This window comes from Sphingomonas flavescens (genome assembly GCF_030866745.1).
GTDB classification, from domain to species: domain Bacteria; phylum Pseudomonadota; class Alphaproteobacteria; order Sphingomonadales; family Sphingomonadaceae; genus Sphingomicrobium; species Sphingomicrobium flavescens.
Genome location: NZ_CP133016.1, coordinates 1,739,163 through 1,755,228 on the forward strand (window position 1 = coordinate 1,739,163; position 16,066 = coordinate 1,755,228).

At 64.7% G+C, this 16,066-nt stretch carries 14 protein-coding genes and 1 tRNA gene; 5 read left to right on the top strand and 10 right to left on the bottom strand.

Going from position 1 to position 16,066, the window contains the following annotated elements; all coding sequences use genetic code 11:
- Nucleotides 1-33 precede the first annotated feature (33 nt).
- The 3 genes from aceB to aceA are packed head-to-tail and all read right to left on the bottom strand — an operon-like array spanning nucleotide 34 to nucleotide 3,101.
- A complete protein-coding gene (gene aceB, locus QU596_RS08940) occupies nucleotides 34-1,602 on the bottom strand; it encodes a malate synthase A (RefSeq protein ID WP_308515095.1) in 1,569 nt (522 codons plus the stop codon).
- Nucleotides 1,599-1,796, bottom strand: coding sequence for a DUF4170 domain-containing protein (locus QU596_RS08945; protein WP_308515097.1), 198 nt, complete (start codon nucleotides 1,794-1,796; stop codon nucleotides 1,599-1,601). Before QU596_RS08945 ends, aceB begins: the two co-directional genes overlap by 4 nt.
- A gap of 12 nt (nucleotides 1,797-1,808) precedes the next feature.
- Nucleotides 1,809-3,101, bottom strand: a complete 1,293-nt coding sequence (gene aceA / locus QU596_RS08950; protein WP_308515099.1) for an isocitrate lyase — start codon at nucleotides 3,099-3,101, stop codon at nucleotides 1,809-1,811.
- Between the two features lie 133 nt (nucleotides 3,102-3,234).
- Here aceA and QU596_RS08955 point away from each other — a divergent pair, with 133 nt between their 5' ends.
- Entirely contained in the window at nucleotides 3,235-4,638 is a 1,404-nt protein-coding gene (locus QU596_RS08955) for a helix-turn-helix domain-containing protein (protein WP_308515101.1), read from the top strand.
- Here the strand turns inward: QU596_RS08955 and QU596_RS08960 are convergent.
- Nucleotides 4,635-5,546 (bottom strand): DUF5996 family protein, encoded by a 912-nt coding sequence (locus tag QU596_RS08960; RefSeq protein ID WP_308515103.1) that lies wholly within the window; start codon nucleotides 5,544-5,546, stop codon nucleotides 4,635-4,637. The genes QU596_RS08955 and QU596_RS08960 overlap by 4 nt on opposite strands.
- 64 nt (nucleotides 5,547-5,610) lie before the next feature.
- Here QU596_RS08960 and pheS point away from each other — a divergent pair, with 64 nt between their 5' ends.
- A complete protein-coding gene (gene pheS, locus QU596_RS08965) occupies nucleotides 5,611-6,678 on the top strand; it encodes a phenylalanine--tRNA ligase subunit alpha (RefSeq protein WP_308515105.1) in 1,068 nt (355 codons plus the stop codon).
- Complete coding sequence (pheT, locus tag QU596_RS08970; protein ID WP_308515107.1) at nucleotides 6,675-9,026, top strand: phenylalanine--tRNA ligase subunit beta; 2,352 nt, start codon at nucleotides 6,675-6,677, stop codon at nucleotides 9,024-9,026. The genes pheS and pheT overlap by 4 nt, the downstream gene beginning before the upstream one ends.
- On the opposite strand, the gene QU596_RS08975 is transcribed toward pheT, so the two are convergent.
- Genes QU596_RS08975 through ftsE form a run of 4 tightly spaced genes read right to left on the bottom strand, consistent with a single transcriptional unit; the run spans nucleotide 9,003 to nucleotide 11,810 of the window.
- Nucleotides 9,003-9,704 (bottom strand): lysophospholipid acyltransferase family protein, encoded by a 702-nt coding sequence (locus tag QU596_RS08975; protein WP_308515108.1) that lies wholly within the window; start codon nucleotides 9,702-9,704, stop codon nucleotides 9,003-9,005. The two genes, pheT and QU596_RS08975, sit on opposite strands and share 24 nt — an antisense overlap.
- Entirely contained in the window at nucleotides 9,704-10,240 is a 537-nt protein-coding gene (locus QU596_RS08980; RefSeq protein WP_308515110.1) for a YdcF family protein, read from the bottom strand. Before QU596_RS08980 ends, QU596_RS08975 begins: the two co-directional genes overlap by 1 nt.
- Entirely contained in the window at nucleotides 10,237-11,106 is an 870-nt protein-coding gene (locus QU596_RS08985) for a cell division protein FtsX (RefSeq protein WP_308515112.1), read from the bottom strand. Before QU596_RS08985 ends, QU596_RS08980 begins: the two co-directional genes overlap by 4 nt.
- A complete protein-coding gene (gene ftsE, locus QU596_RS08990; protein ID WP_308515114.1) occupies nucleotides 11,106-11,810 on the bottom strand; it encodes a cell division ATP-binding protein FtsE in 705 nt (234 codons plus the stop codon). The genes QU596_RS08985 and ftsE overlap by 1 nt, the downstream gene beginning before the upstream one ends.
- Nucleotides 11,811-11,916: 106 nt before the next feature.
- Between ftsE and QU596_RS08995 the strand changes: the two genes are divergently transcribed.
- Nucleotides 11,917-12,843: a zinc-ribbon domain-containing protein gene (locus QU596_RS08995; protein ID WP_308515116.1), complete on the top strand. Its 927-nt coding sequence runs from the start codon at nucleotides 11,917-11,919 to the stop codon at nucleotides 12,841-12,843.
- Nucleotides 12,844-12,849: 6 nt separating this feature from the next.
- On the opposite strand, the gene QU596_RS09000 is transcribed toward QU596_RS08995, so the two are convergent.
- Nucleotides 12,850-13,062, bottom strand: coding sequence for a hypothetical protein (locus QU596_RS09000; protein ID WP_308515117.1), 213 nt, complete (start codon nucleotides 13,060-13,062; stop codon nucleotides 12,850-12,852).
- A 168-nt stretch (nucleotides 13,063-13,230) separates the two neighbouring features.
- On the opposite strand from QU596_RS09000, the gene QU596_RS09005 reads away from it, so the two are divergent.
- Nucleotides 13,231-13,317, top strand: a tRNA-Leu gene (locus tag QU596_RS09005).
- Between the two features lie 14 nt (nucleotides 13,318-13,331).
- Here QU596_RS09005 and QU596_RS09010 read toward each other — a convergent pair.
- On the bottom strand, nucleotides 13,332-16,040 hold the full coding sequence (locus tag QU596_RS09010) for an MSCRAMM family protein (protein ID WP_308515119.1): 2,709 nt from the start codon (nucleotides 16,038-16,040) through the stop codon (nucleotides 13,332-13,334).
- Nucleotides 16,041-16,066: the final 26 nt, after the last annotated feature.

The following is a 16,066-nucleotide window of genomic DNA, read 5'->3' on the forward strand; positions in this document are numbered from 1 at the left end:
GATCGGCGATTGGAAGCAGGCGAGCAACCCCGGTCAGTCGAGCATCTCGTACGCCGGCAGGGTGAGGAATTCGACCAGGTCGTCCGCGACGATCATGTTGTGCATCAGGCGCGCGGCTTCCGTGATATTCGGGAATTCGGCAAGCAAACCGACCTCTTCCTCGAACCATTGTTCGAACAGATCGAGCGTGAAGGCCCGCCCGTCGTCCAGCGGGGCTTCGAACTTCAGCCACTGCCACAGCTGGGTGCGGCAGATTTCCGCGGTCGCCGCGTCTTCCATCAAATGGTACAGCGGCACGGCGCCTTTGCCGCCGAGCCAGGCAGCCACATACTGGACGCCGACACGAATGTTTTCGCGAGCCCCAGCCTCGGTCCGCGAGCCCTGATGCAGCCGCAGCATCTCGTCGCGGCCAGGCACATGCTGCGGCATCTTCGAAAGCTGGTTCGGTCCCGGCATCGCTTCGAAGGCTTCCATCGCGACCGCTACGAGCGCCGGATGTGCCACCCAGGTGCCGTCGTGCCCGTTGCCGACCTCACGCAACTTGTCGGCGCGAACCTTGTCCATCGCGGACTGATTGGCGGCTTCGTTGCCCTTGACCGGAATGAAGGCCGACATGCCGCCCATCGCGAAAGCGCCGCGGCGGTGGCAGGTGGCAATCAGCCGGAGAGAATAGGCCGCGAGAAACGCCTCGCCCATCGTCATCAGCGCGCGATCGGGCGTTAGCCGGTCGGCGGTTCGGCCTAGCCGCTTGATGTAGGAGAAGATGTAGTCCCAGCGGCCACAGTTCAGGCCGACGATATTCTCGCGCAGGGCGTAGAGGATCTCATCCATCTCGAACGCGGCGGGCAGCGTCTCGATCAATACTGTGGCCTTGATCGTTCCGCGTTCAAGCCGGAGCTTATCCTCGGTGAACTTGAACACGTCGCTCCACAGCGCGGCTTCATGTCGGCTCTCGAGCTTGGGCAGGTAGAAATAAGGGCCGGAGCCTTTCCCGAGAGCAGCGCGGGCGTTGTGCCAGACGTATAGCGCGAAATCGAACAGGCCGCCGGAGACCGGCTGGCCGTCCACGGTCACGTGCTCTTCGGGCAGATGCCAGCCGCGCGGGCGGACCAGCAGCACAGCGGGACTGTCGCCGACCGCATAGTGCTTGCCGCTGTCCGCATCGGTGAAGTCTAGCCGGTCCAGCCAGTAGTTGCGAAGGTTCACCTGTCCCTGGATGAGCTCGTCCCACACCGGTGACGTCGCATCCTCGAAATCGGCCATGAACACCCGCGCGCCGCTATTGAGCGCATTGATGACCATCTTGGCGTTGGTCGGGCCGGTGATCTCGACGCGACGATCCTGCAGGTCGGCCGGAATCGCGCTCACCGTCCAATCGGACTCGCGGATTTCGCGGGTTTCGTCCGGAAAGTCCGGCAGCTCACCGGCGTCGAACCCATGTTGCCGCTCGACGCGCGCATCGAGAAGGTCCCGTCGACGCTGGTCGAAGCGCTCGTGGAGCTCGGCGATGAACTCGAGTGCGTCTTCGGTCAGGACAGCCGCCGCTCCCGCGACCTGGCTTGGTTCGGCAATGATGCGGGCGCGGTCAATCACGCTGCTCACAGTATCACCGGCTCCACGCAGATCGAGTAGCGTTCGGTGGCTTCGTGGCGATCCTTGAACGTCAGGCGCTGCCATTCCATTCGCGCCTTTACCTCATCGGCGTAGGGGCCGTGGACGACTTCCGTGCCAGGCTGGATATCGTCGAAGTGGCAGTCGGCATACTGACCGCCGATGACCCAATAACGCTGTCCCATGCTGCTTCTCCCTTACTCGGCGGCGACGATGGTGGGCTGCTGAAACTGAGCAGCTTCGGTGGATTCGCTCAGCGCGACAGTCGATGACTGGCCGCCCGACACGGCCGTGGCGACGGCATCGAAATAGCCGGTCCCCACTTCGCGCTGGTGGCGGGTCGCGGTGTAGCCCGCCGCTTCGCTGGCGAACTCCGCCTGCTGCAGCTCTGAGTACGCCGCCATGCCGCGGTCGCGGTAGGCGCCGGCCAACTCGAACATCGCATGGTTGAGGCTATGGAAACCGGCCAGCGTTACGAACTGAAACTTGTAGCCCATGGCGCCAAGCTCGCGCTGGAAATTGGCGATGGTCTGTTCGTCGAGTTTTGCCTTCCAATTGAAGCTCGGCGAGCAATTGTAGGCGAGCTTCTTGCCCGGATAGCGCGCATGAATGCCCTCGGCGAAGGCGCGTGCCTCTTCCAGGTTCGGGTGGCTGGTTTCGAACCAGATCAGGTCCGCGTGCGGCGCGAAAGCAAGGCCGCGGGCAATGCAATGATCGAGTCCGGTGCCGTCCTTGAGCCGGAAGAAGCCTTCGGGCGTCCGCTGGCCGGTGATGAAGGGGCGGTCCCGCTCATCAACGTCGCTGGTGATGAGCTTCGCGCTTTCGGCATCGGTGCGCGCGACGACGATCGTCGGCACCCCGCACACGTCGGCGGCAAGGCGAGCGGCGTCGAGATTGCGGATCGCCGCTTGGGTGGGGATGAGGACCTTGCCGCCGAGGTGGCCGCACTTCTTTTCGGATGCGAGCTGGTCTTCGAAGTGAACGCCCGCCGCGCCCGCTTCGATATAGGACTTCATTATCTCGAAGCAGTTGAGCGGGCCACCGAAGCCGGCCTCCGCATCGGCGACGATCGGCGCGAACCAATCGCGCTTGGCGCCGCCTTCGAGATGCTCGATCTGGTCGGCACGAGCGAGCGTCTTGTTGATTTTCTTCGCGAGCTCCGGACCCGAGTTGGCGGGGTAGAGCGACTGGTCGGGGTACATCGAGCCGCTGACATTCGAGTCCGCCGCGACCTGCCAGCCCGAAAGGTAGATTGCCTTCAGGCCGGCCCGAACCATTTGCATCGCCTGGTTGCCGCTGAGAGCGCCGAGCGCGCGGACGGGCTCGTCCTCGCTCAGCAATTCCCACAGTTTGAGGGCGCCGCGGCGGGCAAGAGTGTGCTCGATCGGGATCGACCCACGCAGCTTGAGAACGTCTTCGACGCCATACGGCCGCTCGATGCCGTCGAACCTTCCAGCCGGGGCGGCCACACATCCGTCAAAACTTGTCACTGCTGTTCTCCCGTAACTCAACCCGAAGTCGCGGAAGGCAAAACACGGCGAGGTGATTCGCGGTGCGTCGAAAAGGGACGGATTGTCACAAGTTGACTTGTGATTCTTGGCGTTTGTTGACAGCTTTTGCGCAATGTCCGCCAAACTGTTCCTGGGTCAACGACTGCGCCGCTTGCGACGGGACCATTCGCTGTCGCAGACGGATATGGCGCAAAGCCTCGGGATCAGCCCCAGCTATCTGAATCACCTCGAGCGGAACCAGCGGCCGGTGACGGCGTCGCTGCTCCTGCGGCTGGCGGAATTGTACGACGTCGACGTTCGGACCTTCGCGACCGGCGGCGGCCCACGCACGAGCGCCGATGCGCTGTCGGAGATCTTTTCGGACACCATGCTCAGCGACCTCGGCGTGCCGCGGTACGAACTGGTCGAGATCGCCAACAATGCGCCCGCCGTCGCAGACGCCATCGCGCGGCTCTACACCGCGGTGAAGGAAACCGGGCGCAACCCGGAGCTCGCGGGCGAGGGTGACGCGCGGGCCCTTGTGACGCCCGAGAACTGGGTGCGCGACTATATCCAAGCGCATCGCAACCATTACCCGGAGCTGGAAGAAGCGGCGGAAACGCTTGGAGGCGCGCTGTCCGACCCGTTGTCGATGGCCGAGCCGATGCGGCGGCGGCTGAAGGAGGCCTGGGGGATTAGCGCGTCGGTCGTGCCGCAGTCGGAGCTGGGGAACGTCAGCCAGCTCTACGATCCAGACCGGCGTGTTTTCCTGATGTCATCCCAGTTGCGCGCAGAAAACCGCACATTCGCGCTCGCCTATCAGCTCGCACTGGTGGAATTTGCGAGCGTGCTCAACCGCCTGGTCGATGACGCCGCGCCGCCCGACGAAGGCATCCGCCAATTGCTGCACATGAGTCTGGCGAACTACGCCGCCGGGGCAATCATGATGCCCTACGGCCGTTTCCTGGCGAGCGCCGAAGCCTATCGCTATTCGATCGACCGCCTTTCCGGCGAATATGGCGCCAACGTCGAGCAGATCGCGCACCGCTTCACCACGTTGAACCGACCGGGCGCCCGCGGCGTCCCCTTCTTCATGCTGCGTGTCGATCCCGCCGGAAACATCTCGAAGCGCTACGCCGGCGAGAATTTCCCTTTCTCGCGGTTTGGCGGGACGTGCCCGCGCTGGAACATGCACGCGGCGTTCCAGGCGCACGGGCAGGTCGTCACACAGATTATCGAGACGCCGGACGGGCAGCGGTACTTCACCGTGTCGCGGACGATCGAGCGGCCGATCAAAACGGAGGTGTCGACTGGGTTGCTGGCGATCGGGCTCGGCTGTGAACTCCGGTACGCGCACAAGTTGTCCTGTGCCGACGTTTACGATCTCGAGAAAGCGCCCGCGACATGGGTGGGGCCGGCATGTACGATCTGCCCCCGCGTGGACTGTGCCTACCGCGCGACGCCGCCGGCGGGGCGGATGCTGGCAGTGGATCGGACAAGGAAGTCGATCTCGCCATTCCCGTTCGTGACGTCCTAGGGCGCGACTGGCTCGCGTTCGAGCGCGTCGCGGTCCCAGCGGGCCAGGTTGGCTCCTGCTGCATAGGCCGAACCGAAGAACTCGTTCAGCATCCTGACCGGATCGGTCGCTTCGCGCACCTCGGCATAGGGCAACACATACTCGCCGAAGGTCTCGTCGAAGCGGCCGTGCAGCACCTTCGTGGCGCGATAGCGGTCCGGCTCTGGGTAAATGTAGCTGTAGAAGAAAGGCTCAGCCTCGGTCACGCCGCCAGCCCAGAAGCCGGCACTGGCGACTTCATGGCTGTAGGCTTCGCGCGCGATGCGGTCCGGCAGGCCGGGCATGCCGCCCGGATGCGGCGGCGCGGTGCGACCGGAGAAGCGGCTAACGGCGAGATCGAACGCACCCCACCAGAAATGGATCGGGCTGGCCTTGCCGGAAAAGCCGGCGCGGAAGTTCTGGAAGGCGGGGAGCATTGCCGCGATCGCTTCGCGGAAGCGAGTAGCAGAATCGCGATTGTAGTTCCGCGGCTTGTCATCAGCGGCGAAATCGACCGCGTCGGGAATTTCGCTCGGACGTCCATTGAAGCTCGACGGCAGCCCGTGGGTGTCAAGGATGTCAATCAGGCGACCGTGTAGCGCGGCGATGCTGCCGGCGTTCAGCGGCACTTCCTCGCGACCGCCGTCGCTGATCCACAGCACGACGGCGTGACGGCAAAGGTCGAGCGTCAGCGTGAACGTTCGTCCACCACTCGCCGCCGTCGGCAACGTCGACAGGCCGCGCGCATTAGGCTGAAGCGCAACATGCCAGCCGTGGTTCATCCAGGGTGCGTGGGCGACGCGTAGCTTGCCAAGCATCTGCGCGGCGAGGTGCAGGATCGACAGCGTCTCGTGATCCTGTGCAACGCTGAGTTCGGGCCAATCGGACATCGCGGGCCTTTCGTGCTGGCCCTGCCTTTGCATTTTGCAGTGCGGCATTGCTAGAGCCGCGGCGATGATTGACGCCGAAACCATGCTAGACCGCATTGCCGCCGCCGACACGCTCGGCGACCTCGAAAGCCTGCGCGTTGCCGCGCTGGGCAAGGCGGGCTCGGTGACGGCAATGCTCAAGTCGCTCGGAGGCATGGATGCCGAGACGCGGGCGACTGAGGGACCGAAGATCCACGCCCTGCGCGAGCGGGTGACGTCGGCGCTGGCGGATCGAAAATCGGCGCTGGAAAATGCCGAACTGGAACGGAAGCTCGGGACCGAGCGTGTCGACCTGTCGCTCCCTGCGGCCGAGAGCGTGAGCGGGACAGTTCACCCGGTCAGCCAGGTGATGGACGAACTGGCGGAGATCTTCGCCGACATGGGCTTCGCCGTGGCCGAAGGGCCCGAGATCGAAACGCAGTGGTATAATTTCACCGCGCTCAACATGCCCGAGAACCATCCGGCGCGGGCGATGCAGGACACCTTCTACCTCGAACCTCGCGAGGGCGAGACCGAGGCGCGGGTGCTGCGCACGCACACGTCGCCGGTGCAGATCCGGTCGATGGAGGCGAACGGGGCGCCGATCCGCGTGATTGCGCCGGGCCGCGTCTATCGTTCCGATAGCGACGCGACGCACACGCCGATGTTCCATCAGGTTGAAGGGCTGGTCATCGACCGCGCCATCACGCTCGGTCATTTGAAGTGGACGTTGGAGACCTTCCTCAAGGCCTTCTTCGAGCGCGACGACGTCGTGCTGCGCATGCGGCCGAGCTACTTCCCCTTCACCGAGCCTTCGGCGGAGGTCGACGTCGGTTGGTCGATGGAGAGGGGCCGCCGCGTGGTCGGCGGCCAGGAAGGCTGGATGGAGGTGCTGGGCAGCGGGATGGTGCACCCGCGCGTGATTGCGAATTGCGGCCTCGATCCCGATGAATGGCAGGGCTTCGCCTTCGGCTGCGGCATCGACCGGCTGGCGATGCTGAAATACGGGATGGACGATCTCCGCGCCTTCTTTGACGGCGATATCCGGTGGCTGCGGCATTATGGGTTCCGCGCGCTCGACGTGCCCACGCTGTCCGGGGGAGTGGGCGCATGAAGTTCTCGCTCGGCTGGCTGAAGCAGCATCTCGACACTGACGCACCAGCGCAGGAGATCGCCGACAAGCTGACGGCGATCGGCCTGGAGGTCGAAGAGGTTTCCAATCCGGCGGAGGCGCTGGCGCCGTTCCGCGTCGCCAAGGTGCTGTCCGCGAAGAAGCATCCGCAGGCGGACAAGCTGCAGGTGCTGAGCGTCGATGCGGGCGACGGCCCGTTGCAGGTCGTCTGCGGCGCGCCGAATGCGCGCGCCGGCATGCTGGGCGTGTTCGGTCCGCCGGGTGCGTACATCCCGGGCAGCGGCATCACGCTGAAGGTCGCAGCGATCCGCGGCGTCGAGAGCAACGGCATGATGTGCTCGTCGCGCGAGCTGGAGCTTGGCGACGATCATAGCGGGATCATTGAGCTTCCCGCGGATGCGCCGGTGGGGACCGCTTATTCGATATATGCCGGCCTCGACGACCCCGTGTTCGACGTGAACGTGACGCCGAACCGGCAGGACGCGATGGGCGTCCGCGGCATCGCGCGCGATCTTGCCGCGGCGGGCCTGGGAACGCTCAAGCCGCTGGCGGTACCGCAGATCGAAGGCGCGTTCGCCAACCCGGTGCCGATCCGCATCGAAGATCCCGAGGGCTGCCCGGCCTTCTTCGGGCGCGCGGTCCGCGGCGTGAAGAATGGCATGTCACCCGACTGGATGCAGCGGCGGCTGAAATCGGCGGGGCAGCGACCGATTTCCGCGCTGGTCGACATCACCAACTATGTCATGCTGGAGCATGGCCGGCCGGCGCACGCCTATGACATCGCCAAGCTCAGCGGCGGACTAACCGCGCGCACTGCGCGCGAGGGCGAGAAGGTGCTCGCGCTCAACGAAAAGGAATATGCGCTCCAGCCGTTCATGACGGTGATCGCCGACGACGCCCAGGTGCACGATATCGGCGGCATCATGGGCGGCGAAGATAGCGGCGTCAGCGACACGACGACCGACGTCATGCTGGAAGTCGCCTATTTCACGCCGGAGCGGATTGCCCGCACGGGGCAGGCGCTGGCGCTGACCAGCGATGCGCGCACCCGCTTCGAGCGTGGCGTCGATCCCGCGTTTCTCGATGAGGGTCTAGCCATCCTGACCGGGCTGATCCTCGACATTTGCGGCGGCGAGCCGTCGGCGGTCGAACGGGTCGGGCAGGCGCCGGTCGAGCAGCGGACGATCATCTTCGATTACGGCCGGACGCGGGCGCTCGGCGGGATTGACGTGCCCGAAGCGGAGCAACGCGCGATTTTGGAACGGCTCGGCTTCGGCGTGAGCGGAAACGAAATCAATGTCCCAACCTGGCGGCGTGACGTCGAAGGCCCGGCAGACTTGGTCGAGGAAGTGACCCGGATCGTCGGCTACGATCGGATCCCGTCGACCCCGCTCGAACGTGAAGCCGGTGTGGCACGACCGACGGCGACGAAAACGCAGCTATTGGAACGGCGCGTGCGCCGCACCGCGGCCGCGCGCGGGCTGAATGAGGCGGTGACCTGGAGCTTCATCTCCGAGCGCGAAGCCGCGCCGTTCGGTGGCGGCGATTGGCGCCTAGCCAATCCGATCAGCGAAGATCTGAAGGTCATGCGGCCGTCGATGCTCCCGGGGCTGATCGCGGCAGCGCGGCGGAACAAGGACCGGGGCGCCTCATCGGTCCGGCTCTTCGAGCTTGGACGGCGTTACACCGGAGAGAGTGAACAAGCGACGCTCGGACTGATCTTTGCCGGCGAGCGAACTTCGCGCAGCTGGCAGAATGGGAAAGCCGTCAGTTTCGACGCCTTCGACGCCAAGGCCGAGGTGACCGCGCTGCTGGAGGCTGCGGGTGCGCCCGTCGCGAATTTACAAGTGTATCCGGACGCGGGCCCGGTATGGCATCCGGGACGATCGGCCAAGCTTGGCCTTGGGCCGAAGACCATCGTCGCGGCATTCGGCGAGCTACACCCCAGCCTGAATCGCCACCTAGATGCGCCCGCGGGCGCGGTTGCTGCCGAGATCTACCTCGACGCCATTCCGGCGCCGCGCAACGCTGGCCGGGCGAGAAGCGCGTTCGCGCCTCCCGCGCTCCAGTCGATCACCCGTGACTTCGCCTTCATCGTCCCAGCCGATCTCACCGCGGATCAACTACTCCGCGCCATTCGCGGGGCCGACAAGAATGCAATCATCGGCGTGCGGCTGTTCGATCGATTCGAGGCTGCCGATGGCCTCTCGCTGGCTTACGAAGTGACGCTGCAGCCAATCGAGGCGAGCTTCACCGAGGATCAGATTGGCGCAATTTCGAAAGCGGTTGTGGGCGCTGCCGAAAAGCTAGGCGCCCGCCTGCGGGGCTAGTTCCAGCGCGTTGATTGCGGTGTGAACGCGGCGCTCGACCTCTTCGCGCGGGAGCCCGGCGGGGATGGTCTCGCCGATGCGCAACGTGATCGTGCCGGGCCGATGGATCAAGCCGCGGCCCCAAAGTACACCGCTGTCGGTCGCCACCGGGACCACCGGCAAGCCGAGCGCCCGGTAGAGCGCGGCAAAACCCGAGCGTAGCGGCGGCGTTTCCCCAACCTGCACGCGCGTCCCTTCGGGATAGATGATGACCTGACGCCCTGTCGCCTTGGCCTTCTTCCCTTCGGAGACCAGTGAACGGAGCGCCTTCGCACCAGCCGACCGCTCGACCGGAATGACCCCATAGCGCCTTGTCAGCAAGCCGAAGAGCGGCAGGTCGGCGAGCTCTTTTTTTATAACGATGATTGGCAGGTTCGTGATGCGCACCATGTCGAGGGTTTCGATCATGGCTTGGTGCTTGACCGCGATCAAATGCGGCCCCTGCGGTACCTCTCCTTCAACCTTCACATTGATGTGGAGGAGATGCTCAGCCAGCCAGCGATGCATGTGCGTCCAGCTAAGCACGACAGCGAGCGTCGGTCGCGGCCCGACGAGGCTGGCGGTAAGCCCTGCCAGCACCCAGAGAAACGTCGCTGGGTAGAAGATGGCCGCGTAAAGGAGCGATCGGAGCGCAGTCATTAAAGGTCGACCCACACCGCGACGCGGCGCAGCAGGTATTTGTTGTACTCGCCGAACAGCGTGAGGAAACTTGGCTCGGTTCGGACAGCGTCGGCGACGATTTGGTATTTGCCCCCCAACACCCGCGCGAACTCATATTGCGCGCGGCGCATGTGCCAGTCGCTGGTAATCAGCCGGAGCGACTTATACCGGTGTCGTGCGAGCCAGCGGCCCGCCTCCTCCGCATTCGATCTGGTATCGACGGACTCACTGCCGAGGTCGACGCAGCAAATAAACCATTGCGCTGCGCCGGGGATGCGGCGGGCCAAGTCTTTTTTCGTGACGGCGGGGTCGACGCCGGCGATGAGCATTCGCCGCGCCTTGTCGGCCTTGAGTACGTCGATGCCATGTTCGATGCGCCCCGGGCCACCGGTGAGCACGATTGCGGCATCGCTTGAGGGAGCGGTGGACGGCTGCGCCTTGCCGAGCGTGAATGCGAACAGCACGAACCCGAGCGCGTAGAGCAGCAGCAGAAACGATCCGAGACGCGTAATCATAAGGCTTCGCGCAATGCCCGCAGCACCGCCATCCGGGCAACCCAGGTCGCGAGCGCCGTCAGTGCAAGCGGCAGCAGCGCAAGAATCAGGAAGTCCCAGACCCCGAGCGTCGCGCCGCCTGTCAGTTCGCCCGCAAAGGCGGCTCCGCCGGCTAAAAGCAGAAGGACGATTGCGGCGAGCGCTCCGCCGGCAAGACTGCCAATGAGCGCATCGATCGCAATCTTGCGCTGAAACAGATGCGTGACCTGCAAATCGGTCGCCCCAATGCCGTGCATCACCTCGATGGTGAAGCGATGCGTGTCGAGCGCGCCGCGCGCCGCCAGAACCACGGCCGCGGCTGCAGCCGCACTGAGCAGCAGAACAAGCCCGAATGCCACCACCTGCAGCAGCGCCAGAGACCGCAGCAAGGGCGCGACACTGTCACGATGCGACACGATGCGTGCGCCCGGTTCGATCGTGCGCGCACGCGCCTCGATCGAATTGGTGTCGACACCCGTCCTGGCATCGAAATTGATCAACGCCGGAACCGGCAAGTCCTGGCTCGACGCGGCAGACCCGAGCCATCGTTCCAGCGTTCGCCGCATGTCGTTTTCCGATACGGGTTCGACGGTGGTCACGCCCGGCGACGACCGGACCATGCTGGCCAATTGGTCGAGTTTGGCGCCGCCGCCCGGCACCTCCAGCGCGAAGCGGGCTTCGATGGCGTTACTGAGTACCGATGCCGTGTTTGCCAACGCGAGGCCGGTCGCGGCGATCAGCATGATCGTGAAGCTCATGATTGCGATCACCCAGGGGGTGGGCGCGCGGCGGGAAGACGCGCCGAGCAGGCGCCGCTCCGACGGAGAAACGAACAGCCAGCCGAGCATCAGGCACCCCTGCGCTGAGGATTGCGCAAAAGCCCAGTCGGATCCTCGATCGTTCCGTTTTCCAGGCGAATGACCTGCGCGCCGGCAGTCGCTTCAATCAGGCTCATGTCGTGGGTCGCGACAACCACGGTCGTGCCGAGCCGGTTGAGTGCAGTGAACAGCCCCATCAGGCGATTGGCCATTTCGGCGTCGACGTTGCCGGTCGGTTCGTCGGCGACGAGCAGTTCCGGTCGGTTAATGACCGCACGGGCGATGGCCACGCGTTGCTGCTCGCCGCCTGACAATGTGGGCGGGCGGGCGCTGGCGCGGTCGGCAAGTCCGACCCAAGCCAGCATTTCCCGCACGGGACCTTCGATATCCTCTTCCCGCGCGCCGGCGACCCGGAGAGGAAGTGCGACGTTGTCGAGCGCGGACAAATGACGGATCAGACGAAAGTCCTGAAACACGACGCCGATGCGTCGCCGGAATGGCGGCATCGCCTCACGCGGTGCTTCGGTCAGTTCCTCGCCGAAAAGACGAATCCGCCCGCGCGTGGGTCGCTGGGCGAGGTAGAGCAACTTGAGCAATGACGTCTTGCCGGCACCCGAGGCACCGGTGAGGAAATAGAAAGCGCCAGTGCGAAGGCGGAAATCCAGGTCGCGCAGGACTTCGGCGCCCGTGCCATAGCGCAGGCCGACACTGTCGAATTCGGCAACTGCGGCCACTCTATCCCCCAAAACCAACGCAGACCGGCAGGACCACCGCCTTGCCAAGCCCTATCCGTTCCTGTTTACCGTGCGCTCACCGTCTCGAAAGAGGGCTTTTGCAGCAATGATCCTGACCTGTCCCGATTGCGGCACGCAATATGTGGTCAAGGACGGCGCCATTCCGCCGGAAGGCCGACAGGTACGCTGCGCCGCGTGCAAACATAGTTGGCACCAATATCCCGACGATCAGCCGGGTCAGGCCGCAGTCGCGGAACTGAAGCCGGCCGAGGAGCAGGTCGTCGATCAGGACGCAACCGAAGCGGATCCAATCGACGCTGCGGATGAGCCCGAGGAGAGTTTGGCCGAAGCAACGCTGATCGAGCCGCGGAGCGGGCCGGAAGCCGAGCAGCGGGCGTACGAAGAAGCGGTTATCGAGAATGGAGCGGCCGTCGCGCCGGGGCCGGAAATCGATGCGGCGAGTAGTGGTGCTGCGGGTGTTTCTGATCCGCCGCATCCGCCGCAAGAGGTGCTTGATCAGGCCGCAGTGCAAGATGACTGGCGCGAGCCTCCGCATGCGGAAGCTGTGCCAACAGACGATTTCACGCCTTTTGCTGGCCGAACAACAGACGAGCCGCGTCGCCGTGGACCGCTGCTGACCGTCCTGTTGCTGATCATCCTCGTCATCGCTGCCGCCGCGCTGTTCTGGTTCTTCGCGCCAGCGGAGTACAAGGCCAAGCTCGGGCTCGCCGATGGCGCCGACAGTCCACTCGCGCTGGTCACCACCCACATGGATCGGCAGAAGCTGGAAAGTGGGAACGAACTGCTGACGGTGACTGGCCGCGTCATCAATCCCACGGGCAAGGAGCAAGCGGTCCCGCCATTACAGGCGCAGCTTCGCAGCCGGGGCGGCAAGGTGGTCTACAGCTGGACAATCGCTCCACCCACGCGCTCGCTACCCGCGGGCGCAAGCGCGAGCTTCAATAGCGCCGAAGTGAACGTGCCGCCTGGCGGCGACGAATTGACGATCAGCCTGGGCGATCCACAGGCTTAGGCTAAATCATTCGAATTCAATGAGTTTTGCGGTGACGAGCATGCCGTCGCCGCCGTGGACGAGCGCCGTTCGCGGCCGCGGCACTTCCGAGTGCGGGGCGCCATCGAGACGCAGTCGAACAGCCCTGACGACGCGGATCATGGCCGTGGCCTGCGCGCGTGCCGCCTGCGCCGGAATTGGCGCCGCACTGGTCGCAAGGGCAGTGGCAAGAAGCAGCATCGTCATTGCCTAACGCGCTGGCCGTACAATGGTAAATGCCGCTTTAACCTTTGTGCCAAAGTGGAGCTAATTGCCGTGCGCGCGGCGGCATTGCGCCCTTCGGATGCCTTTGCTAGGGGCCGCGCCTTGCCAGCGCCCGCGTTCTTCGGGCGAACAATTCCATGGCGTGCGGTCGTGGCGGAACTGGTAGACGCGCAGCGTTGAGGTCGCTGTGGCCGAAAGGCCGTGGAAGTTCGAGTCTTCTCGACCGCACCAATGGGGCCGCCACCTTAAGGCGTGGCGGGCTCCGGCATTTCTGCAGAGGCGAAGCGATTGGGAAGCCGGGCGTGGATCGCGCCGAGGCGCACGATCGGTTTTTCGGGACTGACCTTGAGTTCGACGCCCAATTCCCGCGCAATCTTGGCAGCTGCGGCAGACGAGGCGCTGACTCGCAGCGTGTAGCGTCCGTAAGCCACTCGTTCGAACAAAAAGAAACCATCGAAATCGGTACGCGCGGTATCGACCGTCTTACCCGAAGGGTCGACCAATTCCATGTCGACGCCCTCAAAGCCCTGCTCGCCATTCTTGATTAGCGCGCCCTCGATGTCGCCACCGCCAACAAGCGCGATCTGGACATCAGCCGATACGCCGGGACGCGGAACCACGACCTGGATCGGCTTCTTTGGGACCAGCATGGGATCTTCGAGGCTGGTTGAATCGAGACCGACGGGAACCGGCATGTACGGGGTCAGGCCGCCAACCGTCACCGAGCCGCGAGCATCCGTCTTGCGTTCGCCCTGGCGTGCGCCGGTCGTGATCAGCACGCCCTTCTCAAGCGGCTCACCGGCGTCACGGACGCCATTGTCATTAAGGTCGCGGAATACCGTTGCGTGCACCATCCCGCCTTCGGCCAAGGTGCGCCGGGAAAGCGTAAAGCCGTTTCGTGGGTCGAGCGAGAAATTGAGGTTGAAGCCCGCCGCGACCGAGCCGTCGCTCGCAGCCTCTCCAGTTAGTGACAGAGCAAAGGTGTCGAGCCGCATGACGTGCGTAAGGCGCGCGCGCGCGCGATGCTCGATGCCGTCATAGGCAAGGCCGCCTTCCCAGTCGCTGCGTTCGCTTGCCGACCAATAGGCCGACAGGTCGGCGCCGCGGAAGCGGCTGCCGGGCCTGACGTCAAAATCGGCCTGCCCACGCAGCCGTACTTCGCCGATCCGGCCGCTTCCGATCAGGCCCAGCCTGACTTCCGAGGGCGGCCTGACGCCTAGTGACCGATAATCCTGGCGATAGCGAAGGTCGGCGCTGAGGTTGAAGCTGTCGATGCTGGCCGAGAGCCGTCCGGCCGCCTCGAGCGTACTCGAGCCGTCCGGACGGTCGGTATAGTGAACCTCGCCATGCAGGGGCACGAAGGTCTTGCCCAGCTTCATGGGAATATCAAGCGCGAGCCGGCCCTCCTTTACAGTCTGCGCCTGGCCGCCGCGCAAATGAAAATCATTCGCGATTAAGGCATCGGCGTTGATGTAAACGCCGCGAACCTTGCCCAAGATTTGCGCGTGCGCCGCCTTGCCGCCGTTCGATTCCTGTGCGGCACTAACTTCGACCATCGCCCCTGCGATCGAGCGGCGAACCGAACCTTCGACGAAGGTCACGCGCTGGTCATCGATCAGCATCGCGCGCGCCAGCACGCCCACGGACGTGCGCGTGTCGAGACCATGTTCGACCGAGACCGCTGCCTGCGCACGCGGCGTTCCCGTCGCATCAGGCGGCTTTTCCAGGGTTATCAGGTCCTTGCCGGGCTGATTGGCACCGAGCCAATACCAAGTCTTGCCCTTGGGAATATTGTCCTGGCCGACATTGAGTAGGTCTTCGCGCTCTTTCACCTGGCCTTGAGGACCATAGAGCACGACGCGAATTCGGTTCTCGCCGTAAAGGAGCTGAACATCGTCGAAGACGTAGCGCTGCGATCCGTCGGACTTGGCAAAACCCAGCAGTTCCCCGTTGCGGTACAGCTCGGCCTCCCACCCCGTGGGAAGGTCGCCTTCGATGCGGGTACGATCGAACGCCGTCCGCGCAGTCAGTGGGCGATTGGTGACCACCGCGCCGCGGCCCGCGACCGCCAAGCCGGTCAGGCTGCTGTCGAAGCCCTCGACGTCGCCAAAGCCCAGATGGGTGGCCTTGAGCGGCCCGAGCAAACCGCCGTCCGGATCGGACCGGAAGGCGCGCAGGCGGAGCAGGTTGGGTTTGCCCCGTTCGTTGGTTGTCACCTGCGCATCGTAAGACATGCGTGCAATTTCGCCGGCGGCGTAGATCGAGGATTGGCGATCGACCTTGACGCCGTCGTTGGCGCGGTAGGTAAGGCCTCCGCTGACGACGAAGTCGAGGGCGGGCGTGCGCCACATGCGGTAGGGTACGCGGACCTGCGGAAGTGCCTTCAGGTCGAACGTAGCCTCGTGGATCCGCGCTGCCCGCTGTTCGCGCTCCATCGCCAGCTCGACCGGAAGCTTTTCCTCCGACTGGAGCAGGAGAACCGAGCCGGATGTCATGGGTTTGATGCCGACCCCGAACCAGGTTGCCAGGGCGCTTGTCTGAACGCACCACCCGTCAGGCGTTTCGTGGATGGTCCCCGGAGCGATCGGCTCCGATTTGTGCGCGGGATAGCTCGCGCGCATCGCGGCATAATCGATGGTGATGCGGTTGCTTTCCTTGAAGGCCCAGCCGCTGGCCTTCTTGGCGGTGAGGTCGATCCGCATCGGGACGTCGAGCGCGGTGAGAAAGTCGCCTAAGACGACACATGTCCCTTCCGGGGCATTGTACGCGCGTACCGTGTCGCCGAGACGCAGGGCGCGGACGTTGACGTCGAGAATGAACTGTTCGTCGGGATCTGCCTTCCAGGTCGCAGCGGACTTGGCGCCGGGCAATTCTGTCGCAGACGCGGCAAGGCTGCCAGCGCCGAGCGCCAGCAGCATTGCCACCTTGCGCAGCCACTCGCGGCCGCCGCTCATAAGCGTGACCCTGCCCCGCCGATCCT

Bases quoted from the DNA above. Each gene is read 5' to 3' on its own strand.
- QU596_RS08945 (WP_308515097.1), bottom strand. From the start codon at position 1,796: ATGGGACAGCGTTATTGGGTCATCGGCGGTCAGTATGCCGACTGCCAC.
- pheS (WP_308515105.1), top strand. From the start codon at position 5,611: ATGATTGACGCCGAAACCATGCTAGACCGCATTGCCGCCGCCGACACG.
- pheT (WP_308515107.1), top strand. From the start codon at position 6,675: ATGAAGTTCTCGCTCGGCTGGCTGAAGCAGCATCTCGACACTGACGCA.
- QU596_RS08980 (WP_308515110.1), bottom strand. From the start codon at position 10,240: ATGATTACGCGTCTCGGATCGTTTCTGCTGCTGCTCTACGCGCTCGGG.
- QU596_RS08960 (WP_308515103.1), bottom strand. From the start codon at position 5,546: ATGTCCGATTGGCCCGAACTCAGCGTTGCACAGGATCACGAGACGCTG.
- QU596_RS09000 (WP_308515117.1), bottom strand. From the start codon at position 13,062: ATGCTGCTTCTTGCCACTGCCCTTGCGACCAGTGCGGCGCCAATTCCG.
- QU596_RS08985 (WP_308515112.1), bottom strand. From the start codon at position 11,106: ATGCTCGGCTGGCTGTTCGTTTCTCCGTCGGAGCGGCGCCTGCTCGGC.
- QU596_RS09010 (WP_308515119.1), bottom strand. From the start codon at position 16,040: ATGAGCGGCGGCCGCGAGTGGCTGCGCAAGGTGGCAATGCTGCTGGCG.
- QU596_RS08995 (WP_308515116.1), top strand. From the start codon at position 11,917: ATGATCCTGACCTGTCCCGATTGCGGCACGCAATATGTGGTCAAGGAC.
- QU596_RS08955 (WP_308515101.1), top strand. From the start codon at position 3,235: ATGTCCGCCAAACTGTTCCTGGGTCAACGACTGCGCCGCTTGCGACGG.
- QU596_RS08975 (WP_308515108.1), bottom strand. From the start codon at position 9,704: ATGACTGCGCTCCGATCGCTCCTTTACGCGGCCATCTTCTACCCAGCG.